Origin of the sequence: Mesobacillus sp. S13, from assembly GCF_020422885.1 — a bacterium.
GTDB lineage: Bacteria > Bacillota > Bacilli > Bacillales > Cytobacillaceae > Mesobacillus > Mesobacillus selenatarsenatis_A.
The window spans coordinates 3,727,198-3,747,326 of sequence record NZ_CP084622.1 but is presented as its reverse complement, the minus strand read 5'-3'; the positions used below and the strand labels follow the sequence as shown (position 1 = coordinate 3,747,326).

The window sequence follows — 20,129 nt, the reverse complement described above, 5'->3', positions numbered from 1 at the left end:
TTAGGAAAGCCCGCCATCGTTGACATCGTGGTGTATGAGGTGTATCTTAAAATAAGCTTTAAAACGTGTAATAACAGATGAGAGGCTGTTATTGGGGGGATAATTTTGGTTGCCATTCAGGAAACGGAACTTAGACAGGGAATTCTTGATGCGATTGAGCGGGCCAAAGGACAATCTCAGTCGATTTTGGTCAGCGAGGTCCATAAAATAGAACGAATAGATCCTTTTTATTTTTTTGCTTCAAATAGGGAAAAGTTTTTTGGAGAACGCTTTTTCTGGAAGGATCCTGAAGGAGAACATTTCCTATCTGGATTGGGTATATGCGGACAAATACAGTCGGATCAGGGAGCTGACCGCTTTTTTCATGTTGAAAAAGAGTGGAAGCGCTTCATGGATACTGCTCTGGTTTTTAATAAATATAAGGAGAATGGAACCGGGCCAACCATGCTTGGAGGCTTTACTTTCGATCCGCTGAAGAAGAAGACCGGATTATGGTCAAAATTTTCGGAAGCTCTTTTCCACATTCCAAAATATATGCTGACGATTGTCAAGGGAGAGGCATACTTTACTACCAATGTAGTCTGCACCCAGCATGATGATATGTCATTATTTGATAAAGTCACAAGCGAGAGGGAAGAAGTGCTTTCAAAGGCACTGCTAAAACCAGTGCTTGCCAGTCTGGATCTAAAGGAAATTATCGAAATTGATCCTGAGGCATGGAAGCAGACAGTGACGGATGCGGTGAACGGTTTTGAAAACAGTGAATTGAAAAAAGTTGTGCTTGCAAGGGAGCTTCGGCTTCATTTTAAAGATGTGGTTCGCGCTGAAAGTGTCCTCGCAAACCTTCTTGAGAATCAGCAGGAAAGTTTTACATTTGCTTTCGAATCAAATGGTGATTGTTTTATCGGGGCTTCTCCTGAAAGGCTGGTCAAGAAAGATGGGGCAAGCCTGTTTTCAGCCTGCTTAGCAGGATCGATCGCCAGAGGCAGCACACCTGAAGAAGATGAAAAGCTCGGCAAGGAACTTTTAACAGACCAGAAAAACCTGATTGAACATCAATATGTCGTGGATATGATCAGGGGAGCAATGGAAGAAACCTGTGATCAGGTGCTTCTTCCTGAACAGCCTGTTTTGATGAAAATGAAGTACATTCAACATTTGTATACCCCTGTAATCGGTAAAAATCGGGAAGGAACCTCGCTTCTTCATTTAGTGGAAAAACTTCACCCGACGCCTGCATTGGGCGGGCTTCCAAAGCAGGCGGCAATCGAAAAAATCAGGGAAATTGAACAGCTGGACAGAGGCCTTTATGCGGCACCTGTCGGCTGGATGGATTATCAGGGGAATGGTGAGTTTGCCGTAGCGATCCGCTCAGGATTGATTCAGGGAAATGAGGTATCACTATTTGCTGGATGCGGCATCGTGGCAGATTCGAATGCCGAAAGCGAATATAAAGAGACTAGCATCAAGTTCAGGCCGATGCTTACAGCACTTGGAGGAAAGAATAAATGAGCCACCAGGAAGGTTTAACAGCGTATATCGCAGCATTCGTTGCGGAATTATCGAAAACAGGTGTAAAGGATGTAGTCATTAGTCCTGGTTCTAGATCGACGCCAATGGCACTGGTTATGGCTGAACACCCGAACTTGCGCATTCATATCCAGGTTGATGAGCGATCTGCATCATTTTTCGCGCTTGGTATTGCGAAGGCCACTCAAAAGCCTGTTGCTTTGTTATGTACATCAGGTACTGCTGCGGCGAACTATTATCCAGCGGTGATTGAAGCTAGTATTTCAAGGATTCCGCTCATTGTCCTGACAGCTGACCGTCCGCATGAATTGCGTGATGTCGGCGCACCTCAGGCGATTGACCAGATTCATCTGTATGGGAAAAATGTAAAATGGTTTGTCGAAATGGCACCACCGGAAAAAACGGAGGATATGATCCGCTACGCCCGGACAGTTTGCGGAAGGGCAGCGGCAACGGCGGCAAGCTATCCTCAGGGGCCAGTCCATTTGAATTTCCCATTCAGGGAACCGTTGATTCCGAAAATGGATGAAAACCTGTTTGAGCTGCCTGAACGCGTTGGCGGTTATGTTGAAATCGAGACAGGCCATCTGAGTTTGTCTGATCAAACATTTGCTGCGATCAGTGAAGATATCGCTTCCTATAAGAATGGGATCATTGTCTGCGGCCAGCTGGACAACAGCGAATTCACAGATGAAGTCATTGCCCTTGCTGACAGATTACAATTTCCGATCATCGCTGATCCTCTGTCACAATTACGAAGTGGTGAGCATGATGGAAAACACATCATTGATGCCTATGATGCATTCTTAAGGAATGAAGAAGCGAAGAAAGCATTGAAGCCTGATGTGATCATCCGTTTCGGAGCGATGCCAATCTCTAAAGCCCTGACTATTTTTATAAAAGAAAACCGGAATGCCCGCCAATTTGTGGTCGATAGCGGGGCGGGCTGGCGTGAGCCTACGATGTCCGCTTCTCATATGTTCTATTGCGACGAGGCTTTGTTTTGTAAAAAAATCGGTGAGACTGCTGTAACAGCAGGCAACTCAGGCTATATGAATAAGTGGCTTACTGTAAATCACCTAGCCAAAGAACGATTGTCGGCTATTTCCCAGGTTGAGGAGCTAAGCGAAGGAAAACTATTCCAGCAGCTCACTGAAATGCTTCCAGAATGCTCAACATTATTTGTTGGCAACAGCATGCCAATCAGGGACCTTGATTCATTCTTCCTATTGAATAAAAAGAATATCAAAGTGATGGCAAACAGAGGAGCGAATGGGATAGACGGGATTGTCTCTACGGCACTTGGGGTAGCCAGTGTATCGCAGCCATGCTACCTTGTATTGGGAGATTTGACATTCTACCATGATCTGAACGGTTTATTAGCTTCGAAATTATATAATATCGATATCAATATCTTGCTGATCAACAATAATGGCGGGGGAATCTTTTCATTCCTGCCTCAGGCAAAGGAACCGAAGCATTTTGAAAAGCTTTTCGGTACACCATTGGACCTGGATTTCAGCCATGTTGTCGAAATGTACAACGGAAAATATGATTTAATCCAAGATTGGGAGCATTTTTCAGATGCTTTTGCTAAAAACCAAGAGATTGGCGGCTTAAAAGTGATGGAAATCAGGACAACAAGGGATTCCAACCTAAAGGAACATCGAGATTTGTGGAATTCTGTTTCCCGGGAAATAACTGTAATGCTAAAAGGTGACACAAAATGAAGACCATGATCAATGGCGTACGATATAATGTCGAGCAGTGCGGAGATGGTTTTCCTCTTGTATTGCTTCATGGTTTTACAGGGGCGGCTTCTACTTGGAAGCCGTTTTGTCCTATATGGGGACAACATTCAACTCTGCTGATGGTCGACCTCATTGGACATGGGGAGACCGAATCGCCAGGCGATATGACGCGATATGACATCGAGAAGGCCGCTATGGATTTGAAGGAGCTGTGTGACCAGCTGGGTATTGAAAAAGCTGACTTCCTAGGATACTCAATGGGCGGCAGGACGGCGATCACCTTTGCGAGTCTGTTTCCTGAGAGAGTAAGGAAGCTGGTGCTTGAAAGCACGACTCCAGGTATGGTCAATTATGAGGATCGTGAAGCAAGAATTCAACAGGACCACAAGCTGGCAGATAGAATCGAGAATGAAGGTCTTGAGAGATTCATTGATTTTTGGGAATCGATCCCGCTATTTAAGTCACAATTGAATCTTCCGGCAGAAGTAAGGGAACAAATAAGAAGTCAAAGGCTGAGGAATGTCCCCGCCGGATTGGCCAACAGCCTGAGGGGAATGGGAACAGGTGCCCAGCCGTCCTGGTGGGACAAGCTGGAGGTATTTGGTTTTGAGACACTTCTTATTACTGGAGAGCTTGATGAAAAATTCTGTAGAATAGCCACAGACATGGCTTCCAGACTCCCTAATCCGACACATTTGACGATAAATGGCTGTGGCCATGCAATTCATGTGGAAGAACGTGAAAAATTTGGTACAATAGTAAGTGAGTTTTTGTCGAATACATAATAGGAGGTTGTCTAAATGACAGTTGAATGGGTTTCAGAACGCAAGTATGAAGATATTCTGTATGAAACATATAATGGCATTGCCAGAATCACCATTAACCGCCCGGAAGTGCGCAACGCTTTCCGTCCTAAAACGGTTATGGAAATGATCGATGCATTTGCTTATGCTCGAGATGATTCAAGTGTTGGCGTAATCGTCCTCACTGGTGCTGGAGACGATGCATTCTGCTCCGGAGGAGACCAGAAAGTCCGCGGACATGGCGGTTACGTTGGGGAAGATGAAATCCCTCGTTTGAATGTCCTTGACCTTCAGCGTTTAATTCGTGTGATTCCTAAACCAGTTATCGCTCAGGTAAAAGGTTACGCAATCGGCGGCGGCCATGTGCTCCATGTCGTATGTGACCTTACAATTGCAGCTGATAATGCGATTTTCGGCCAGACAGGCCCTAAAGTAGGAAGCTTCGATGCTGGTTACGGTTCAGGCTACCTTGCAAGAATAGTTGGCCACAAAAAGGCTCGTGAAATTTGGTTCTTGTGCCGTCAGTACAATGCCCAGGAAGCTTTGGACATGGGTCTTGTCAACACAGTTGTGCCTCTTGACCAGGTTGAAGAGGAAACACTCAAGTGGTGTGAAGAAATTCTTGAGAAGAGCCCAACCGCGCTTCGTTTCTTGAAAGCTGCGATGAACGCTGATACTGACGGACTTGCTGGACTTCAGCAAATGGCAGGGGATGCAACATTGCTTTACTACACAACAGAAGAAGCTAAAGAAGGCCGCGACGCATTCAAGGAAAAGCGCAAGCCTGACTTCGGCCAGTTCCCACGTTTCCCTTGATTTTATAGTTTCCAAACAGCTTGATGGACTTCCATCAAGCTGTTTTACTATGTTGAGAAGAGGTGACACCCATGACTGAAACGATGCCTAACTGGCTGAAAAAGCGAGCAGAATTGACTCCCCATCGTGAAGCACTGATCTTTGAGGAGCGAACTTACACGTTTTCGGACGTTTTTGAAGAAGCAAAAGCTTACACTGGCAAGCTTGGAACACTTGGTTTACATAGTGGGTCAACCGCAGCGCTCCTGTTTTCTAATCAAGCGGAATCTGTGTTTATTTTATGCGCTTTGCAGATGGCCGGAATCAAGGCTGTGATTTTGAATAATCGACTGACAGCGGAGGAGCTTTCATGGCAGTTAGCTGATTGTGAGGCTGAATTGCTTGTATATGAAGACGGCTTTGATGAAAAAGTAACTGCGATCACTTCAGAAATTAAATTCTTGAGTACTGCTAAACTCAAACAATTAGAGGACAACGAAGCCTTAATCCTTGAAGAATACGATATGAACAGTGTCACGACGATCATGTATACATCAGGCACGACCGGTAATCCGAAGGGAGTTATGCAAACCTATGGCAACCATTGGTGGAGCGCGAATGCATCTGCACTCAATCTCGGTCTTCATGAACAGGATAAATGGCTTTGCACAGTGCCGATCTTCCATATCAGCGGCTACTCGATTTTAATGAGAAGCCAGATATACGGAATGCCAATTGTTTTACATACTTCCTTTAACGAAAAAAAGGTTATCGAGGATATCCAGCGATACAATATTACCATCATGTCGGTTGTCAGCACGATGCTGAGAAGAATCCTTGATGATCTGGGAGAAGAAAGATTGCCGGGTGCCTTCCGCTGTATGTTGTTAGGAGGCGGCCCTGCGCCATTACCGCTGCTGGAGTCTTGTCTTGAAAAAGAGATCCCTGTATTCCAGACATATGGTATGACCGAAACTTCATCACAGTTTGCGACATTATCTCCTGAATACAGCATTGAACGACTTGGTTCTGCTGGTAAAGCGCTGTTCCCTAATCAGATTCGGATTGTCGATGGTGATGGTCAGGATGTACCTTCAGGAGCTGAGGGAGAGATTATGGTCAAAGGGCCGAACGTGACGATCGGGTACTTGAATCGCCCGGATGAAACTGCTGATAAGATCCGTGAAAGATGGCTTCATACCGGTGATATCGGCTATATTGACGACGATGGTTTTCTTTATGTTCTTGACCGCCGTTCAGATTTAATCATTTCAGGCGGGGAAAATATCTATCCCGCTGAAATCGAAGGCATCCTGCTTTCCCATCCCGGTGTTGCTGATGCCGGTGTGATCGGGGCACAAGATGAGCAATGGGGACAGGTGCCAGTAGCTTTTATTGTAAAAAGTGAACCAGAAGTCTCTGAAAAAGACTTGCTGGACCTTTGTGAACGGAAACTCGCAAAATACAAGCTTCCAAAACAAATCCACTTTGTAGAGAGCCTGCCAAGAAATGCCGCGAAGAAATTATTAAGGCGAAAGCTGCGCGAGTGGCTGGAAACGAAGGGTGATGGCATTGGACATTAAAGCTGTTACTTTATCAATTATTAAAATGCCATTGAAGCAGCCTTTCACCACCCATTTGGGTTCAGTTAAGGAGAGAGAAGCTGTTATCGTTGAGGTTGAAGACCGTAATGGTTTTATCGGTTATGGGGAAGGTGTGGCTTTTTCATCTCCATGGTATACAGAGGAAACCGTCCAAACTTCTTATCATATGATTAGAGACTTTCTCATTCCCCTTTTAAAAGAGAAGGGAATCAACCACCCTGACCAAGCTTTCGACCTGTTCAGTTCCGTGCGTCGAAACCTTATGGCGAAGGCAGGGCTGGAAACAGCACTTTGGGATTTACAGGCGAAGAAAGAGGGCATCCCGTTATCCAAGCTAATTGGCGGAACGATGGAAGCCATCCCAGCCGGAGTCGTTGTAGGTAATCCGAATTTGCCTGAGGCGTTGGAACAAATCGAAGGCTATCTTGAGCAGGGTTTCAAGCGTGTTAAGGTAAAAATCAGTCCGGAAGATGATCATCACTATATATCAGGAATTCGTAAACAATTTCCTGATCTACCGTTGATGGCGGATGCCAACTCGGCCTATTCCTTGGAAGATGTTGACCGCTTAAAGGCACTGGATGAGTTTGGTTTGCTGATGATCGAGCAGCCGCTTGGTTTTGATGACATTGTTGACCATGCTACGCTTCAGGGCAGGATCGAGACACCAATTTGCCTGGATGAAAGCATCGTTACTTTTGATGACGCAAGGAAAGCAGTCGAGTTAGGCAGCTGTGGGGTCATCAATATTAAAATTGGCCGTGTCGGCGGACTTGGAGAAGCAAAACGGATCCATGACTATTGTGTTTCGAAAGGGATTCCAGTCTGGGCAGGCGGGATGATTGAGTTTGGCATCTCCAGAGCGCACAATATCGCTCTCGCATCGCTTCCGGGATTCACAATTCCAGGCGATATATCCGGCTCAGACCGCTATTGGGAGCAAGACATCATCGAGCCTGAAATCAAAGTCGAAAACGGAATGATCAAATTGCCAGAGAAACCAGGTATCGGCTTTGAACTGAACAGGAAGCGGTTGAAGGAAGTTACTATTTTTGAAGAACGTTTTGAATTTTAGGTGGAGAAGCACTGCTTAGGCAGTGCTTTTATTTTTTTTAAAAACTGGTAAAAATCAGCGGTAATTTCCAATTCGCTATATAAATGAAAAAGTCGCTATATAAATCAAATTCTCGCTATAAAAGTGAAAAAGCCGCTATATAAATCAGATTCTCGCTATAAAAATAAAAAAGTCGCTATAAAAATTTAAGATTTCCCTATAGAAATGAAAATCTCGATAGAAAACTTGAATTTCTGCTATAAAGTTAAAAATTCTCTCTATAAAAAGTGTTCTTCGACCTCCTTTTGAAAAGTTATTGTCGGACTAAACAGTCATACCTCTTAATTTGGTTCATTTCAATCATGAAATCCGCTTGTATGATGCAAATTCCAATGCAAAATCCGAGTCAAAAGAACTATTTTACGATAGTGTGATTTGAATCACTTAGTCTGCTAAGGTAATTTATTATAATCACTATGGGAATGAGGTAAACAAACCTTAACGAAAAGACATAGGGGAGTGTATATTATGCTAGATCAAAAAACGATTGAAATCATTAAATCCACAGTGCCGGTTCTTGAAGTTCACGGAGAACAAATCACGACAGTATTCTATAAAACAATGTTTGAAAATCATCCAGAGCTGTTGAATATTTTTAACCATGCGAACCAAAAGCAGGGCCGACAACAAAGAGCGCTAGCTGGAACTGTCTATGCAGCTGCTAAATATATCGATAATCTGGAAGCAATCCTTCCGGTTGTAAACCAAATCGCTCATAAGCACCGCAGCCTCGGCATCCTTCCTGAGCACTACCCAATCGTTGGAAAGCACCTGCTGATTGCGATCAAAGAAGTTCTTGGTGATGCGGCAACAGATGAGATCATCAATGCTTGGGCAGAGGCATATGGAGTGATTGCCGACGCGTTCATTTCTGTAGAAGCCGAAATGTATGAGGCAGCTGCTAACCAAAGCGGCGGCTGGGATGGATTCCGTCCATTTATTTTGGAGAAAAAGGTGGAGGAAAGTGAAGTCATCACTTCTTTTTACCTGAAGCCTGTGGATAGAAAGGCAATTGCTTCATTCAAGCCAGGTCAGTATATCAGCATCAAGCTTGAAATCGAAGGGGAAAAATTCACGCATATCCGCCAGTACAGCCTGTCAGATGCTCCTGGAAAAGATTATTACCGTATCAGTGTTAAAAAGGAAGCTGGCATGGAAACTCCGGATGGAAAGGTATCCAATTACCTTCACAATACTGTGGAGGAAGGTGAAGTTCTCCAAATCAGTGCACCTGCAGGTGATTTCTTCCTTGATACAGAAAAAGATACTCCGGTTGTCCTGCTTAGCGGCGGAGTTGGCCTGACTCCAATGGTCAGCATGCTGAACACAGTAGCGGAACTGCAGCCGGAAAAAGAAGTTACCTTCATCCATGCAGCGCAGAACGGCAAAGTCCATGCACTTAAAGAGGAAGTCGCATCAGCTGCTGCAAAAGCAAAGGTAAACTCAGTTGTATTCTACGATCAGCCAACTGAAGAAGACAGAGATAACAACAGCTTTGACGTTGAGGGCTATGTAACAAAAGAATGGCTAAAAGATAACGTGGATCTTGAACAAGCAGACTTCTACTTCTGCGGACCAGTTTCCTTCATGAAAGCAATCAACACGGCCTTAAAAGACCTGGGCGTCACAGAAGATAGAATTCACTTCGAATTCTTTGGGCCAATGGCAAGTCTTGAGGCGTAATTAGACGGGCACTCTTCATCATTGAAGGGTGCTTTTTTTTCATCCATTTACCACTCAGCACATTCAAAAGCATTATCAATTGACAAATGTTATTCAAACTTTGTATAAGTATCTTGGAAAACGTGTCTTTTTCGATCTGGAGGATGTAGCTCTTGATGATGAAGTGATTTTATCAGACAGCCATCCAGCAGTAAGAAGATAGCTGGTCTTTTGTTTTAAACCATTCCGTCATAAGGTGCATACAGCAAAAAAGGAAACTGCAAATGGCGTGGAAATTCCCACTCCATTTTTCCTATTGTGCCAGCTTTAAAAACTATTACACTACAAAGTGACAACTAAATTTTGATACTATATTTCAATGACAACGTTTGTTGTCGACTGCCTTTTAAATGGTCAATATTGCCCCTCTCGGAAGTTAATTTGAGCATTCTTCAGATATATTAGCTCTAAAAATTAACGTTAAGATAGTTTTTTTATTGTTGTTCTTCAACTAGCGGGGCAGTTATATTGAATAAGATTTGAATCTCTAATTTAGTTATTAGAGGAAAATCTTCACTTAAATAGAATTTCTTTAGAAACAAATTACTATGAATTAGGTGATTTTTTGAAAAAGGAAACACCAAAAAAGATACATATTATAGGCTCTGTTGGTAGTGGTAAAACAACTTTGGCAAAAGAATTATCTTCAAAGTTAGATATGCCTTATTACGAATTAGATAATGTAGTTTGGATAAGGAATAAATCTGGAGATATAAGAAGAACCGAACAAGAAAGAAAAGAATATCTAAATAGTATAATGCAATCTGAAAGTTGGATAATTGAAGGCGTACATAATGAGGATTGGGTAAGTAATTGTTTTCGCAGTGCAGACTTAATTATTTTTTTAGATACCAAATATTCAATAAGAACATACCGAATAATAAAGAGGTTTCTGAAACAAAAACTTCGATTAGAAAAATCAAACTATAAACCAACATTTGAAATGTTTTTAAAAATGTTTAAATGGAACCGATACTTTGAAAATGTAGGTAAAGTGAATTTCTTTAATAAGTATGCTATACATAAAGGTAAGATAGAGATTATAACTAACACAAATCAAATTAAAAAATTTTTGAACTAAAGGGTACATTTTCATTATATATATACCGTATGCAAGGACGGTTTACTCTGGTTCCAGAGGGAGTTTTTTACTTTATTGTCAAAAGATCATTGACTTCTTGGAACAATCTGAATAAAATCGGATTAATATCTTTTTAAAAGCAATGAAGAGAAAAAGTAGAGTGCCCCTGTTTTTTACAGAGAGCTTCGGAAGCTGAAAAGAAGCAAAGACAGTCACTTGAAAAATGGTCTCTGAGCTCCGTCCTGAACATGCTTTTTGGCATAAGTAGGTTGCGGCGAGATTTGGCACTCGTTATCAATGTCACAGTATAAGAGCAGGCATGATATGCTCCGTACTTGCTGAGGCAAGTGGTGTGAACCATTTGCGAAATAAGGTGGTAACACGTGGATTCCAAACCTCGTCCTTAACTATTGCAGTTAAGGGCGGGGTTTTTTGTTTTCTTAAAACAATTTCAAAGGAGGTCAATCAAATGAGCATTTTTATTGGAGGGGCATGGGCGTATGCAAATGGTTCTCTGCATCTGGGACATATTTCGAGCCTGCTGCCGGGGGATATTTTAGCAAGGTATTACCGTTTAAAAGGAGAACAGGTTTTATATGTATCAGGCAGTGATTGCAATGGAACTCCTATCAGCTTAAGAGCAAAACAGGAGGGCGTGCCGCCGAAAGAAATTGCAAACAGATACCACCAAGAGTTCACGGATAGTTTTACAAAACTGGGTTTCTCGTATGACAAGTACACAAGGACGGATTCAGCGCACCACCATAAAGTTGTACAGGAAATCTTTCTGAAACTGCTTGAAAATGGGTTGATCTACAAAAAAGAAATGGAGCAAACGTATTGTGAACAGGATCAGCAGTTTTTGCCAGACCGATATGTTGAGGGAATTTGTCCGAACTGCGGGGCGAACGCTCGTGGCGATCAATGTGATCATTGCTCAAGCGTGCTGGAGCCTCTTGATTTACTGGAAAGGAGGTGCAAAATATGTGGCAATCGACCAACGACGAGAAAAACGGAACATTTTTATTTTGCATTAAACTCACTTCAAAGCGAATTGGAGAGGTATACCGAGGCTGCTGAACAGAATGGATTATGGAGAGAGAATGCTATTTCATTGACTAAGAGGTACTTGCATGAAGGCCTTCAGGATCGGGCAGCTTCCAGGGATTTGCCCAATGGGGTAAGTGTGCCGGTAAAAGGCTATGAAGAGAAGAAAATCTATGTTTGGATTGAGGCTGTTTCAGGCTATTACACAGCAAGCAAGCTTTGGGCTGAAGAAACGGGACAGGATGACACAGCATTTTGGAATTCCGGCACTAGTTCTTATTATGTTCATGGTAAAGATAATATCCCGTTCCATTCCATCATTTGGCCAGGGATTCTTAAAGGACTTGGTATCGATGCATTGCCTACCCACATCGTTTCTAATGAATATCTCACTTTGGAAAAGAAAAAATTGTCCACAAGCAGAAATTGGGCAGTTTGGGTACCGGATATCATAGAAAAATATGATCCGGATTCAATCCGCTATTTTCTGACCATTAATGCACCGGAAAGCCGTGATGCGGATTTTTCATGGAAGGAGTTCATTTATAGTCACAATAGTGAACTGTTGGGCGCTTATGGAAACCTTGTGAATCGGACCTTAAAATTCATTCAAAAGTCATTTGGTGGCCTTCTTCCTGAAAAAGAGATTAACAAAGAAATAGTAGACAGAGTGGATCTGCTTTACGCAGAAACGGGAAGGAATATTGAAAACGCCAGCTTTAAAAAAGCACTGGAAAAGGTGTTTGAATTAGTGAGATATGCAAACAGATACTTCGATGGACAACAACCATGGAAACAGGTGCACAAAAACTCTGAAGCTTGCAAGCAAACGCTGGCGGATTGCGTATATATCATTGCGAACCTTGCCAATATCCTGACGCCATTCCTTCCTTTTTCAAGCGAAAAGGTTAAAGGTATGCTGCAAGTAACGTCCCAAAGCTGGGAGCCGTTATTAGTAAAACCTCATATATTAACTCATGTGGAGCCATTATTCGAACGTATTGACCCAGATAGGATAGACAAAGAGTTAGAAGATTTGAAGAAGCAGGGGAAGATTTAAATTCCACATTGAAGATAAAATCCTTTTTGCCTGACTGTGATTCGGGTATAGGCAGTAAAGGGGTGAAACTATTATGCCATATGCCAAAATCGATGACTCTCTCTCACTTTATTATCAAATAAAAGGTGATGGGCTGCCTGTTGTATTCATTCATCCTTTTGTGATGGGGCACAATGTTTTTAAGTATCAGGAGGCACTGTCACATCGTTATAAGACCATCTTCTTCGACCTGGCTGGGCATGGGCGAAGTTCGAAGGGAAGTAAATCTGCAAGCATTTCGGGTTTTGCAAGTGACCTAAAGAAATTGCTTGACGAGGTAGGTGTCGAGAAAGCAGTGCTCTGCGGCTATTCTCATGGCGGATTGGTTGCCCAGGAATTTGCACTGAGATATCCTGAACGCTCAGCAGCGTTAATCTTGTCTGGCGGGTTTTCAAAGATTGATACCCTTATCCCAACGCTTGTAATTAAGTTAGTGCAGCTGATGGTTAAATTCGGCCAAGTGTCTCTTGCTGCAAAATGGCAGGCAAAGTTTCATAAATGGGAATCTGAGGATGAAAAAGAAATCTTTGAGTTAGCCAGGCGATCAGATGCTCAGCGTTCGTATGAGTACATCAAATCTGGGCTTCGTTATGATTCCACCAGCCAGCTTCATAAGCTGTATTTGCCGATCCTTCTGATATACGGTTCACTGGAAAAGCCGATGCACCGCTACCGCATTCCTTTTCAAAAAAAAGCTCCGCAAACACAAGTGGTGTATATAAAGAGTGGCACCCATCAGCTGCCACCCAGGTCACATCTGGAATTCAATGCGATTGTCGACGATTTTTTAAAGCCTCTTAATGATAACAAAGAGAATCAAGCTGGACTGGGGTAGGTGGATATGAAGAGACTTTTACTTTTGCTTGGGCCTGCGTTCATGATTTTCATTGGGCTGCAAGTGCTGGAGAGTGTAATTATTGCGTTTTTGCTTTTCTATAGCTGGCTTTTAGCAGTGCCTTTGCTTGCTGGAGGAGTTCCCTGGAAAAGATTCAAAATAACAAGCAGGGCTGGTTTGTTGGGTTTCGGGAGCGGGCTGCTGTTTTTCCTGTTCATATATGGAGGGTTGCACTGGCTGCATATCTATTTTATCGATATCGATCAGCTGCGGAATTTGTTATGGGAGTGGGGATTTTCTGGTCAAGGTGAGATCTGGCTTGTCCTGATTTTACTGATGGTTAATCCAATTTTGGAAGAAGTGTACTGGAGAGGGTTTATCTATGAAAACCTGAGAAAGGAAGGTACAGCTAAGTTTGCCATTTTGATGACTTCTGCTTTTTATACACTCTACCATTTGCTCTCCGTGATTCCTATTTTTAATGGCCTATACGGTTTGGTTGCAGTTATACCAGTCTTCATTGCAGGTTTAATATGGGGGTATATGAGAGAGAGAACGGGTTCCATCACAGCCGCAATAATCGGGCATGTATTGGGTGATATGGGCATCATCTTTGTGTATTGGTTTATTATCAGGTGATGATCAATCATAAATAAGACCGGGACTGGCCCCGGTCTTTACAAATTAACTTAACGCTTCAAATGTCTTACAGTCTGTTTCCTTTTGGCTGTCAGCGGTTTCGCCTGAATGACTTACTACATAGATTTTATCAGCAGTGCACATGTTGCCTTGCTTCCAATAATGACAGTTGTTCACTTCGCACAATACATCTTTTGCCAAAATGTATCACTCCTTTTTTTGATTGATACATCATTAGCTTGCTGCGGAAAGGAGTTGTCCATTCCAGCTAAAATCAGGAAACAGAATTAAGTTTGTTCCTTAGTTTTTTTCTGCCGTAAGTATCTTTTATCCTGCATGAACAAGCTCCAAAAATAGATGAATCCAGGAAAAAGGATCAGGAATCCCACTATATAAGTAGTAAAGACGGCCCGGAATGAATTCGGATCTGTGAAAGCGGACTGGATTGTCACTTCTGGATATACGATATAAGGCAAATGTGCATTTCCATAAACATAACTGGCTGCCAGGTATTGCAGCGTAATCATGATTACTGCGAGCCGCGGAATCCCTCTGAGCGATTTATTGCCAATGGACGGAAGGACGAGCGCGAGGCCGCCAATCAGGAATAAAATAACTGATATGATCAGGATATAGAGTTGATCCATCATGTTATTGTAAATCCAGGCTGCCTCATCTCGCAAGGTCAGCATGACAGCAAAAGCCATGACAAGCGAGATAGGCCCCATAATTAAGGCATCACGTCTATATACATTGTAAGCCCTAAGTTCATCGGAAGCTTTTGAATAATCGGCAAGCAGCAGTGAAGATAAGAAAAGTGTACTGCTTACTGCAAAACCAATAAAGGCATATTCATTTGGACTTGTGAATAATTTGCCAAGGTTCAAGTTCTGTGAGCCATCAGAAAACTCGACAAATCCGCCATGGGTGATTGGAAGTACGCTTATCAGTAATCCCGGTATCAGAATTCCGCTAATCCCCGAAATATAAGTGAGTACCTTTCGATAATCCTCCGCAATATTCGAAAAAACAAGGAATGCACTGCGTAAAGATAATAACAGCAAAATCATACTGCCAGGAATCAGCAAGACGGTCCCTAACGTGTATGCTGCTTTCGGGAACATGCTATAAACCGCGACGACTAGCGCCACGATGAATGTATTCGTGACTTCCCATGTCGGAGACAGATAGCGGTTGGCAATATTCGTTGCCTTTGTTTTTGTTTTATTGATATAAACCATCGACCAGAACCCTGCACCGAAGTCCATTGTTGCCATAACAGCATAGATAAAGACGAAGCCCCAGAGTACAGTGATGGCGGTTAGCGCGTCAGTCAAAATGGATCATCCTTTCATGAGTTGGAACCATACAAAGGGATTTCTTTTTGCTGTGCCCTGTTTAAATCATCTAAAACTGTATTTTTCCGGAAGAAGTAACGAAGCACTATGATTTCCATCACTCCCAGTAAAACGTAAACCCCGGCAAATAGGATAAATAAAATACCCAAGTTCGAGGCGGTTGTTGCAGCATCCTCCGTTGATAGTACATGATAAATCACCCAAGGCTGCCTGCCTGTACAGGCAAACACCCAGCCAAATTCAATACCCAGCATGGCAAGCGGGCCTGTAGCTACAAACAACCACATGAGGAATTTGGGGAACCGATCTTTCTTTAAAATTTTATTCCAGACGAAGGCAATCATAGAGAGGGTGATCAACAGCATGCCAACACCGACCATCGCATTAAATAATGTATGGATAAACAGTGGAGGCCAATGTTCCTCTGGAAAGTCATTCAGTCCTTTTACTTCGGTATCAAATGAATTGCCTGCAAGAAAACTTAATGCCCATGGAATCTCAATTCCCCATTTAACCGATTCCGTTTCCCTGTCTGTAAAACCTCCAATTGCCAGAGGCGCATATTTCTGTGTTTCAAAAAGGCCTTCTGCACCTGCCAGTTTTTCAGGCTGGTATTCGTGAAGGTATTGGGCGGCAGAATGGCCATTCACTGCCGTCAAGATGGAGAATATACCCCCAATAATTAAACTGGCCATTAATGCTTTCTGATGGAACTTATAAACCCTTGAGCCAAAGTCACTTCTCAGCATCTTATAGGCGGCAACCGTGGCAATAATAAAAGCGCCAGTCATATAGGCCGTGACGACAACATGTCCTCCTGTTACGACAAAGCTTGGATTCCAAAAGGCAGCCCAGGGGTTAATGTCCACCAATTCACCGTTTTCCACACGAAACCCTCTTGGTGTACCCTGGAAAGCGTGAACGTTCGTAATCAGCACAGCTGAAGCAAGTGCGCCGAGAGCCACTAAGGTTAGGCTGGCGATTCTCATCCACGGAGAAATTCTGTCAGCAGCGTAAACATAGATGGACATGAATAACGCCTCGATAAAAAACGCATAAATCTCAATTTGGAATGGAAGCGCCATTACTCTGCCGACGACCTCCATGAACCCGGGCCATAAAAGGGAGAGCTGGACTCCTGCAATCGTTCCTGTAGGGATGCCGACGCCTAGTGTCACCGCAAACGCTTTTGTCCATCGTTTCGCCATAACGGCATAATCACTATCATTGGTTTTCTGGTAGAGAAGTTCTGCTGCCAGAATCATCAATGGCAGTCCAACCCCGATGGTGGCATTGATAATATGGAAACCCATTGTTGTGCCAAATAGAGAGCGGGCAATCAAAATATCATCCATAATTTAACTTCCTTTCCGTAATATAACTTCCAATATTGTTATCATTTTTATGGATAATATGTGCTCTATTTTTCAAGGCCAATAAAAAAATGCCTCCCATAACAGGGAGGCAGCCAATTATTCATTCAATGCTTTTCCGAGGGTAGCGATATTCTTCTCCATCAACGTGAAATAGGTTTCATTATTTTTAATATCTTCGTCTGTCAATACAGAAAGATTGTGGAGTGTCAGTGTTTTTGCCCCGATTTCTTCCTGAACCATTTTTGCCAGCTTGGAATCAAAGTTTTGTTCGTTTAAAACATACTTAATCTTTTCTTCTTTAGCATGTGAAATCAATTCTTGAAGTTCTCTTTGCGATGGCTCATTCGTAGTGGATTGGCCAGAAATACTGATTTGCTGGATTCCATAGCGTTCCTCCCAATAACTGAAAGCGGAGTGCGATACAATGATTTCTTTTCGCTTAGATGTGCCAATGACTGTAGCAAATTCCTTATCAAGGTCCTTCAATTGAGCAGACAGCTCGGTATAATTTTGTTCAAAAGTGTCTTTATGCTCCGGCATCTGAGCTGCTAATTGTTCTTTGATTGCCACAGCTAGATCGTTTGCGTAAATTGGGTCAAGCCATACATGCGGGTCGAAATCCCCGTGGGCATGGCCATCCTCATCTGCGTGCTCTTCATCAGCATTGTCATTTTCATCGGCATGCTCATCATCGTCATGACCTTGCTCGTCATGACCTTCTTCTGCAGTGCCATCCTCGTTGTGCGCTTCATCTTGATGTTCGCCTGCCTCATCCAGATGCAAGGATTCTCCAACCGGCACCATTTTCACATCTTCGTTTTTCAATGTTTTGTTGGCTTTATCAACAAATCCTTCAAGGCCCAGACCAACATAGAAAAATAAGTCTGAGTCTGCCAGTGCCATCATATCTTTTTGGGAAGGCTCGAATGTATGCTCATCCGCTCCTGGTGGATATATGGTTTCAACGTTCACATATTCACCGCCAATTTGCTGCGCGAAAAACTGGAGGGGATAAACCGTGGTATAAACTTGCAGCAAATCCTCGTTCTTCTCTTGATCAGCTCGTTGCTGTGCACAGCCGCTTAGAAACGCGGCGATGATCATAAATATACATAAAGTAAAAGCAGTTTTTTTCATATATGCCTCCTGTTAGTCAAAACGGACTCATTACGATTTAGATATAGGAGTTTATTTGTTATTATTTTTCTAATCATAGGGAAAAATATTAATTCGTAATGGTTACGATTTACCTTCTGTATCATACAAAAGGATGAGAACAAAATCAAGTAAAACATTTTGGTTCCGAATCAGTTTAAGGTATTCTATTAGAAAGAAACATTTTTAAGAGGAGAGATAATAGATGAGAATGCTTGATGAAATTCTTGATTTCAATGAAAAGTTCGTATCAGAAAAGAAATATGAAGAATTCACCACTACTAAATTTCCGAATAAAAAAATGGTTATTTTGACTTGTATGGATACAAGGCTTGTTGAACTTTTACCGAGGGCTTTGAATATTCGCAATGGAGATGTGAAAGTTGTCAAGAATGCAGGTGCCCTGATCATGCACCCGTTCGGGAGTATCATGAGAAGTTTGCTTGTTGCAGTTTATCAGCTGCAAGCAGAAGAAGTGGCAATCATTGGCCATTATGATTGTGGCATGAGCGGGATGAAGCCCGATATCGTGATAGAAGGAATGAAAAAGCGCGGGGTTACCGATGACATGCTGAATACATTGAATTACTCCGGAATAGACGTAAAGGAATGGCTTCATGGTTTTGATAACGTCAAGGACAGCGTTGCCCACAGTGTCGAAATCGTTAAAAACCATCCCTTGATGCCTAAGGATGTTCCGGTTCATGGATTGGTGATCGATCCTTCAACGGGAAGGCTTGACCAAGTGATCGATGGCTATGAAAAATAACATCAATGGTTATGAGCTTTAATCTTTTTCTTTGATGGCCACTCTTCAGGTACCGGGTCCATGCCGCCTGGATGGAAGGGCTGGCATTTAAGGATTCGTACAATCGTCAGCCATCCGCCTTTGATAGGTCCAAACCTTGTAATTGCTTCAAGTCCGTAATGGGAGCATGTCGGATAAAATCGGCACGTAGGCGGCTTCAATGGCGATATGACAACTTGATAAAAACGTATGATGCCGATGAATGCTTTTTTTAGCATGGTTGGTTTTCATCCCTTCTATAAATCATAGGCATGGTTATAGCCAATGTTGGTTTTAAAGCCCTGTTGATTGTAGTGAAGGCGCGAAGACTCCTCAGAAAATGCTAACGCATTTCCATCGTGCGTGGGCATGTTCGAGGAAGCTCAATCAATGTCCTGCGGGATGAGCAAGTCATGGGGAGACCCCCCAGGCGCATAAAGCGCCGAGGAGGCTCCCCTACTGCAAGGAAGAATTGGTTTATGAAAAAGCCGGCTTTCGGGATTTTTCATTATTCTTCCCCGCGGAAAGCGAAGCGCCTGGAACGAAAATCAACAGCCTAGTTTAACAGAGCAAATCTTAAAAAGGAGCTGATTGCAGCTCCTTTTTATTTGTTTTCATCATGAGCTTTTGCTTCAGCAGCAGCTTCATGGCTGTCGTTGTTGTCAATCGGGTCGACCGTATGCTTAAACTGATATGCCTTAGAAGTAGTGACTACGCTTAATATTAAAACAATGATAACGATAATGACTGAGATAATCAAAACGGTATACATAAAAAGGCCTCCTTTGCTCAAAATTATTGTAGCATTTTCTTTTCAGTGGTAGGAAAAAAGTTGCTGCCAGTATGTTTTTTATGAAGCTGGAAGGGGAATATAATCTATGACTAAAAGGGAGGATGAAATAAAAATGGCACAAACAGATTTAATCCAAGCAGTGAACAAGCAGGTTGCGAACTGGACGGTACTTTACACGAAGCTTCATAACTATCACTGGTATGTGAAAGGCCGTCATTTCTTCACGCTCCATACGAAATTTGAAGAGCTTTATAACGAAGCGGCGACAATTATCGATGAATTCGCTGAAAGAATTCTCGCATTGGAAGGAAAACCAGTTGCCACTCTTAAGGAATATCTTGAACTGTCTTCAGTGAAAGAAGCAACAGGGTCTGAAAATGAAGAAGAAATGGTCCAGCAATTGCACGATGACTTTGCTACCATTGTGGACGAGCTCCATAGCGCAATTGAACTTGCAGAAAAAGCAGAAGATACAGCTACAGCCGATATGATGACAGAGGTAAAAATGAGTCTGCGCAAACATATGTGGATGTTCAAGGCTTATCTTGGATAAGGATATAGGGAAAGCTGGCCTGCGTGGCCAGTTTTTTTCATGGTTGGAAAGATTGTCTGTGTGGAGGCGAATGATGGGCAAAAAGAA

The 20,129-nt window shown here is 42.7% G+C and carries 20 protein-coding genes and 1 other annotated feature; of the genes, 14 read left to right on the top strand and 6 right to left on the bottom strand.

Features of this window, described 5'->3' with window-relative positions; genetic code table 11:
- Positions 1 to 105 precede the first annotated feature (105 nt).
- The 12 genes from LGO15_RS19110 to LGO15_RS19060 all read left to right on the top strand — a co-directional run bounded on the left by LGO15_RS19110 (position 106) and on the right by LGO15_RS19060 (position 14,020).
- Entirely contained in the window at positions 106 to 1,512 is a 1,407-nt protein-coding gene (locus tag LGO15_RS19110; RefSeq protein WP_226085570.1) for an isochorismate synthase, read from the top strand.
- On the top strand, positions 1,509 to 3,260 hold the full coding sequence (gene menD / locus LGO15_RS19105; RefSeq protein WP_226085569.1) for a 2-succinyl-5-enolpyruvyl-6-hydroxy-3-cyclohexene-1-carboxylic-acid synthase: 1,752 nt from the start codon (positions 1,509 to 1,511) through the stop codon (positions 3,258 to 3,260). The genes LGO15_RS19110 and menD overlap by 4 nt, the downstream gene beginning before the upstream one ends.
- Positions 3,257 to 4,066 (top strand): 2-succinyl-6-hydroxy-2,4-cyclohexadiene-1-carboxylate synthase, encoded by an 810-nt coding sequence (gene menH, locus LGO15_RS19100; RefSeq protein ID WP_226085568.1) that lies wholly within the window; start codon positions 3,257 to 3,259, stop codon positions 4,064 to 4,066. Before menD ends, menH begins: the two co-directional genes overlap by 4 nt.
- A 15-nt stretch (positions 4,067 to 4,081) precedes the next feature.
- Positions 4,082 to 4,900: a 1,4-dihydroxy-2-naphthoyl-CoA synthase gene (gene menB, locus LGO15_RS19095; protein WP_192473565.1), complete on the top strand. Its 819-nt coding sequence runs from the start codon at positions 4,082 to 4,084 to the stop codon at positions 4,898 to 4,900.
- Between the two features lie 71 nt (positions 4,901 to 4,971).
- The gene (locus tag LGO15_RS19090) at positions 4,972 to 6,462 is read left to right on the top strand and encodes an o-succinylbenzoate--CoA ligase (protein WP_226085567.1); all 1,491 of its coding nucleotides are present in this window, start codon (positions 4,972 to 4,974) and stop codon (positions 6,460 to 6,462) included.
- Positions 6,452 to 7,558: an o-succinylbenzoate synthase gene (gene menC, locus LGO15_RS19085; protein WP_226085566.1), complete on the top strand. Its 1,107-nt coding sequence runs from the start codon at positions 6,452 to 6,454 to the stop codon at positions 7,556 to 7,558. The genes LGO15_RS19090 and menC overlap by 11 nt, the downstream gene beginning before the upstream one ends.
- 507 nt (positions 7,559 to 8,065) lie before the next feature.
- On the top strand, positions 8,066 to 9,280 hold the full coding sequence (hmpA, locus tag LGO15_RS19080) for an NO-inducible flavohemoprotein (protein WP_226085565.1): 1,215 nt from the start codon (positions 8,066 to 8,068) through the stop codon (positions 9,278 to 9,280).
- Between the two features lie 79 nt (positions 9,281 to 9,359).
- A complete protein-coding gene (locus LGO15_RS24225; protein ID WP_264163770.1) occupies positions 9,360 to 9,482 on the top strand; it encodes a hypothetical protein in 123 nt (40 codons plus the stop codon).
- Between the two features lie 402 nt (positions 9,483 to 9,884).
- Positions 9,885 to 10,400, top strand: coding sequence for an AAA family ATPase (locus LGO15_RS19075; RefSeq protein ID WP_226085564.1), 516 nt, complete (start codon positions 9,885 to 9,887; stop codon positions 10,398 to 10,400).
- Between the two features lie 133 nt (positions 10,401 to 10,533).
- Positions 10,534 to 10,808: a binding site (T-box leader), on the top strand.
- 40 nt (positions 10,809 to 10,848) lie between these two features.
- Positions 10,849 to 12,507, top strand: a complete 1,659-nt coding sequence (gene metG, locus LGO15_RS19070; RefSeq protein ID WP_264163969.1) for a methionine--tRNA ligase — start codon at positions 10,849 to 10,851, stop codon at positions 12,505 to 12,507.
- 73 nt (positions 12,508 to 12,580) lie between these two features.
- The gene (locus LGO15_RS19065; RefSeq protein WP_226085563.1) at positions 12,581 to 13,381 is read left to right on the top strand and encodes an alpha/beta fold hydrolase; all 801 of its coding nucleotides are present in this window, start codon (positions 12,581 to 12,583) and stop codon (positions 13,379 to 13,381) included.
- A gap of 6 nt (positions 13,382 to 13,387) precedes the next feature.
- On the top strand, positions 13,388 to 14,020 hold the full coding sequence (locus LGO15_RS19060) for a CPBP family intramembrane glutamic endopeptidase (RefSeq protein ID WP_226085562.1): 633 nt from the start codon (positions 13,388 to 13,390) through the stop codon (positions 14,018 to 14,020).
- Positions 14,021 to 14,065: 45 nt separating this feature from the next.
- Here LGO15_RS19060 and LGO15_RS19055 read toward each other — a convergent pair whose 3' ends face one another.
- From LGO15_RS19055 to LGO15_RS19040, 4 genes are all read right to left on the bottom strand, one after another.
- Positions 14,066 to 14,221 (bottom strand): DUF1540 domain-containing protein, encoded by a 156-nt coding sequence (locus tag LGO15_RS19055; RefSeq protein ID WP_167834354.1) that lies wholly within the window; start codon positions 14,219 to 14,221, stop codon positions 14,066 to 14,068.
- A gap of 86 nt (positions 14,222 to 14,307) precedes the next feature.
- Positions 14,308 to 15,357: a cytochrome d ubiquinol oxidase subunit II gene (locus LGO15_RS19050; RefSeq protein WP_226085561.1), complete on the bottom strand. Its 1,050-nt coding sequence runs from the start codon at positions 15,355 to 15,357 to the stop codon at positions 14,308 to 14,310.
- Between the two features lie 14 nt (positions 15,358 to 15,371).
- Positions 15,372 to 16,733: a cytochrome ubiquinol oxidase subunit I gene (locus tag LGO15_RS19045; protein ID WP_167834352.1), complete on the bottom strand. Its 1,362-nt coding sequence runs from the start codon at positions 16,731 to 16,733 to the stop codon at positions 15,372 to 15,374.
- Positions 16,734 to 16,850: 117 nt separating this feature from the next.
- Positions 16,851 to 17,891 carry a metal ABC transporter solute-binding protein, Zn/Mn family gene (locus LGO15_RS19040; RefSeq protein ID WP_226085560.1) on the bottom strand — a complete coding sequence of 347 codons (1,041 nt, stop codon included), beginning with the start codon at positions 17,889 to 17,891 and terminating at the stop codon, positions 16,851 to 16,853.
- 223 nt (positions 17,892 to 18,114) lie between these two features.
- Between LGO15_RS19040 and LGO15_RS19035 the strand changes: the two genes are divergently transcribed.
- Positions 18,115 to 18,678: a beta-class carbonic anhydrase gene (locus tag LGO15_RS19035; RefSeq protein ID WP_167834350.1), complete on the top strand. Its 564-nt coding sequence runs from the start codon at positions 18,115 to 18,117 to the stop codon at positions 18,676 to 18,678.
- A gap of 2 nt (positions 18,679 to 18,680) precedes the next feature.
- On the opposite strand, the gene yidD is transcribed toward LGO15_RS19035, so the two are convergent.
- Together yidD and ytzI are read right to left on the bottom strand one after the other, a co-directional pair.
- Positions 18,681 to 18,935, bottom strand: a complete 255-nt coding sequence (gene yidD, locus LGO15_RS19030) for a membrane protein insertion efficiency factor YidD (RefSeq protein WP_167834349.1) — start codon at positions 18,933 to 18,935, stop codon at positions 18,681 to 18,683.
- Between the two features lie 365 nt (positions 18,936 to 19,300).
- Positions 19,301 to 19,468 carry a YtzI protein gene (ytzI, locus tag LGO15_RS19025; RefSeq protein ID WP_167834348.1) on the bottom strand — a complete coding sequence of 56 codons (168 nt, stop codon included), beginning with the start codon at positions 19,466 to 19,468 and terminating at the stop codon, positions 19,301 to 19,303.
- A 106-nt stretch (positions 19,469 to 19,574) separates the two neighbouring features.
- Here ytzI and LGO15_RS19020 point away from each other — a divergent pair, with 106 nt between their 5' ends.
- Positions 19,575 to 20,042, top strand: coding sequence for a Dps family protein (locus tag LGO15_RS19020; RefSeq protein ID WP_226085559.1), 468 nt, complete (start codon positions 19,575 to 19,577; stop codon positions 20,040 to 20,042).
- Positions 20,043 to 20,129: the final 87 nt, after the last annotated feature.

Coding starts and splice junctions, on each gene's coding strand:
- menD (WP_226085569.1), top strand. CDS start 1,509: ATGAGCCACCAGGAAGGTTTAACAGCGTATATCGCAGCATTCGTTGCG.
- menH (WP_226085568.1), top strand. CDS start 3,257: ATGAAGACCATGATCAATGGCGTACGATATAATGTCGAGCAGTGCGGA.
- menB (WP_192473565.1), top strand. CDS start 4,082: ATGACAGTTGAATGGGTTTCAGAACGCAAGTATGAAGATATTCTGTAT.
- LGO15_RS19090 (WP_226085567.1), top strand. CDS start 4,972: ATGACTGAAACGATGCCTAACTGGCTGAAAAAGCGAGCAGAATTGACT.
- hmpA (WP_226085565.1), top strand. CDS start 8,066: ATGCTAGATCAAAAAACGATTGAAATCATTAAATCCACAGTGCCGGTT.
- LGO15_RS19065 (WP_226085563.1), top strand. CDS start 12,581: ATGCCATATGCCAAAATCGATGACTCTCTCTCACTTTATTATCAAATA.
- LGO15_RS19060 (WP_226085562.1), top strand. CDS start 13,388: ATGAAGAGACTTTTACTTTTGCTTGGGCCTGCGTTCATGATTTTCATT.
- LGO15_RS19045 (WP_167834352.1), bottom strand. CDS start 16,733: ATGGATGATATTTTGATTGCCCGCTCTCTATTTGGCACAACAATGGGT.
- LGO15_RS19040 (WP_226085560.1), bottom strand. CDS start 17,891: ATGAAAAAAACTGCTTTTACTTTATGTATATTTATGATCATCGCCGCG.
- LGO15_RS19035 (WP_167834350.1), top strand. CDS start 18,115: ATGAGAATGCTTGATGAAATTCTTGATTTCAATGAAAAGTTCGTATCA.
- yidD (WP_167834349.1), bottom strand. CDS start 18,935: ATGCTAAAAAAAGCATTCATCGGCATCATACGTTTTTATCAAGTTGTC.
- ytzI (WP_167834348.1), bottom strand. CDS start 19,468: ATGTATACCGTTTTGATTATCTCAGTCATTATCGTTATCATTGTTTTA.
- LGO15_RS19020 (WP_226085559.1), top strand. CDS start 19,575: ATGACTAAAAGGGAGGATGAAATAAAAATGGCACAAACAGATTTAATC.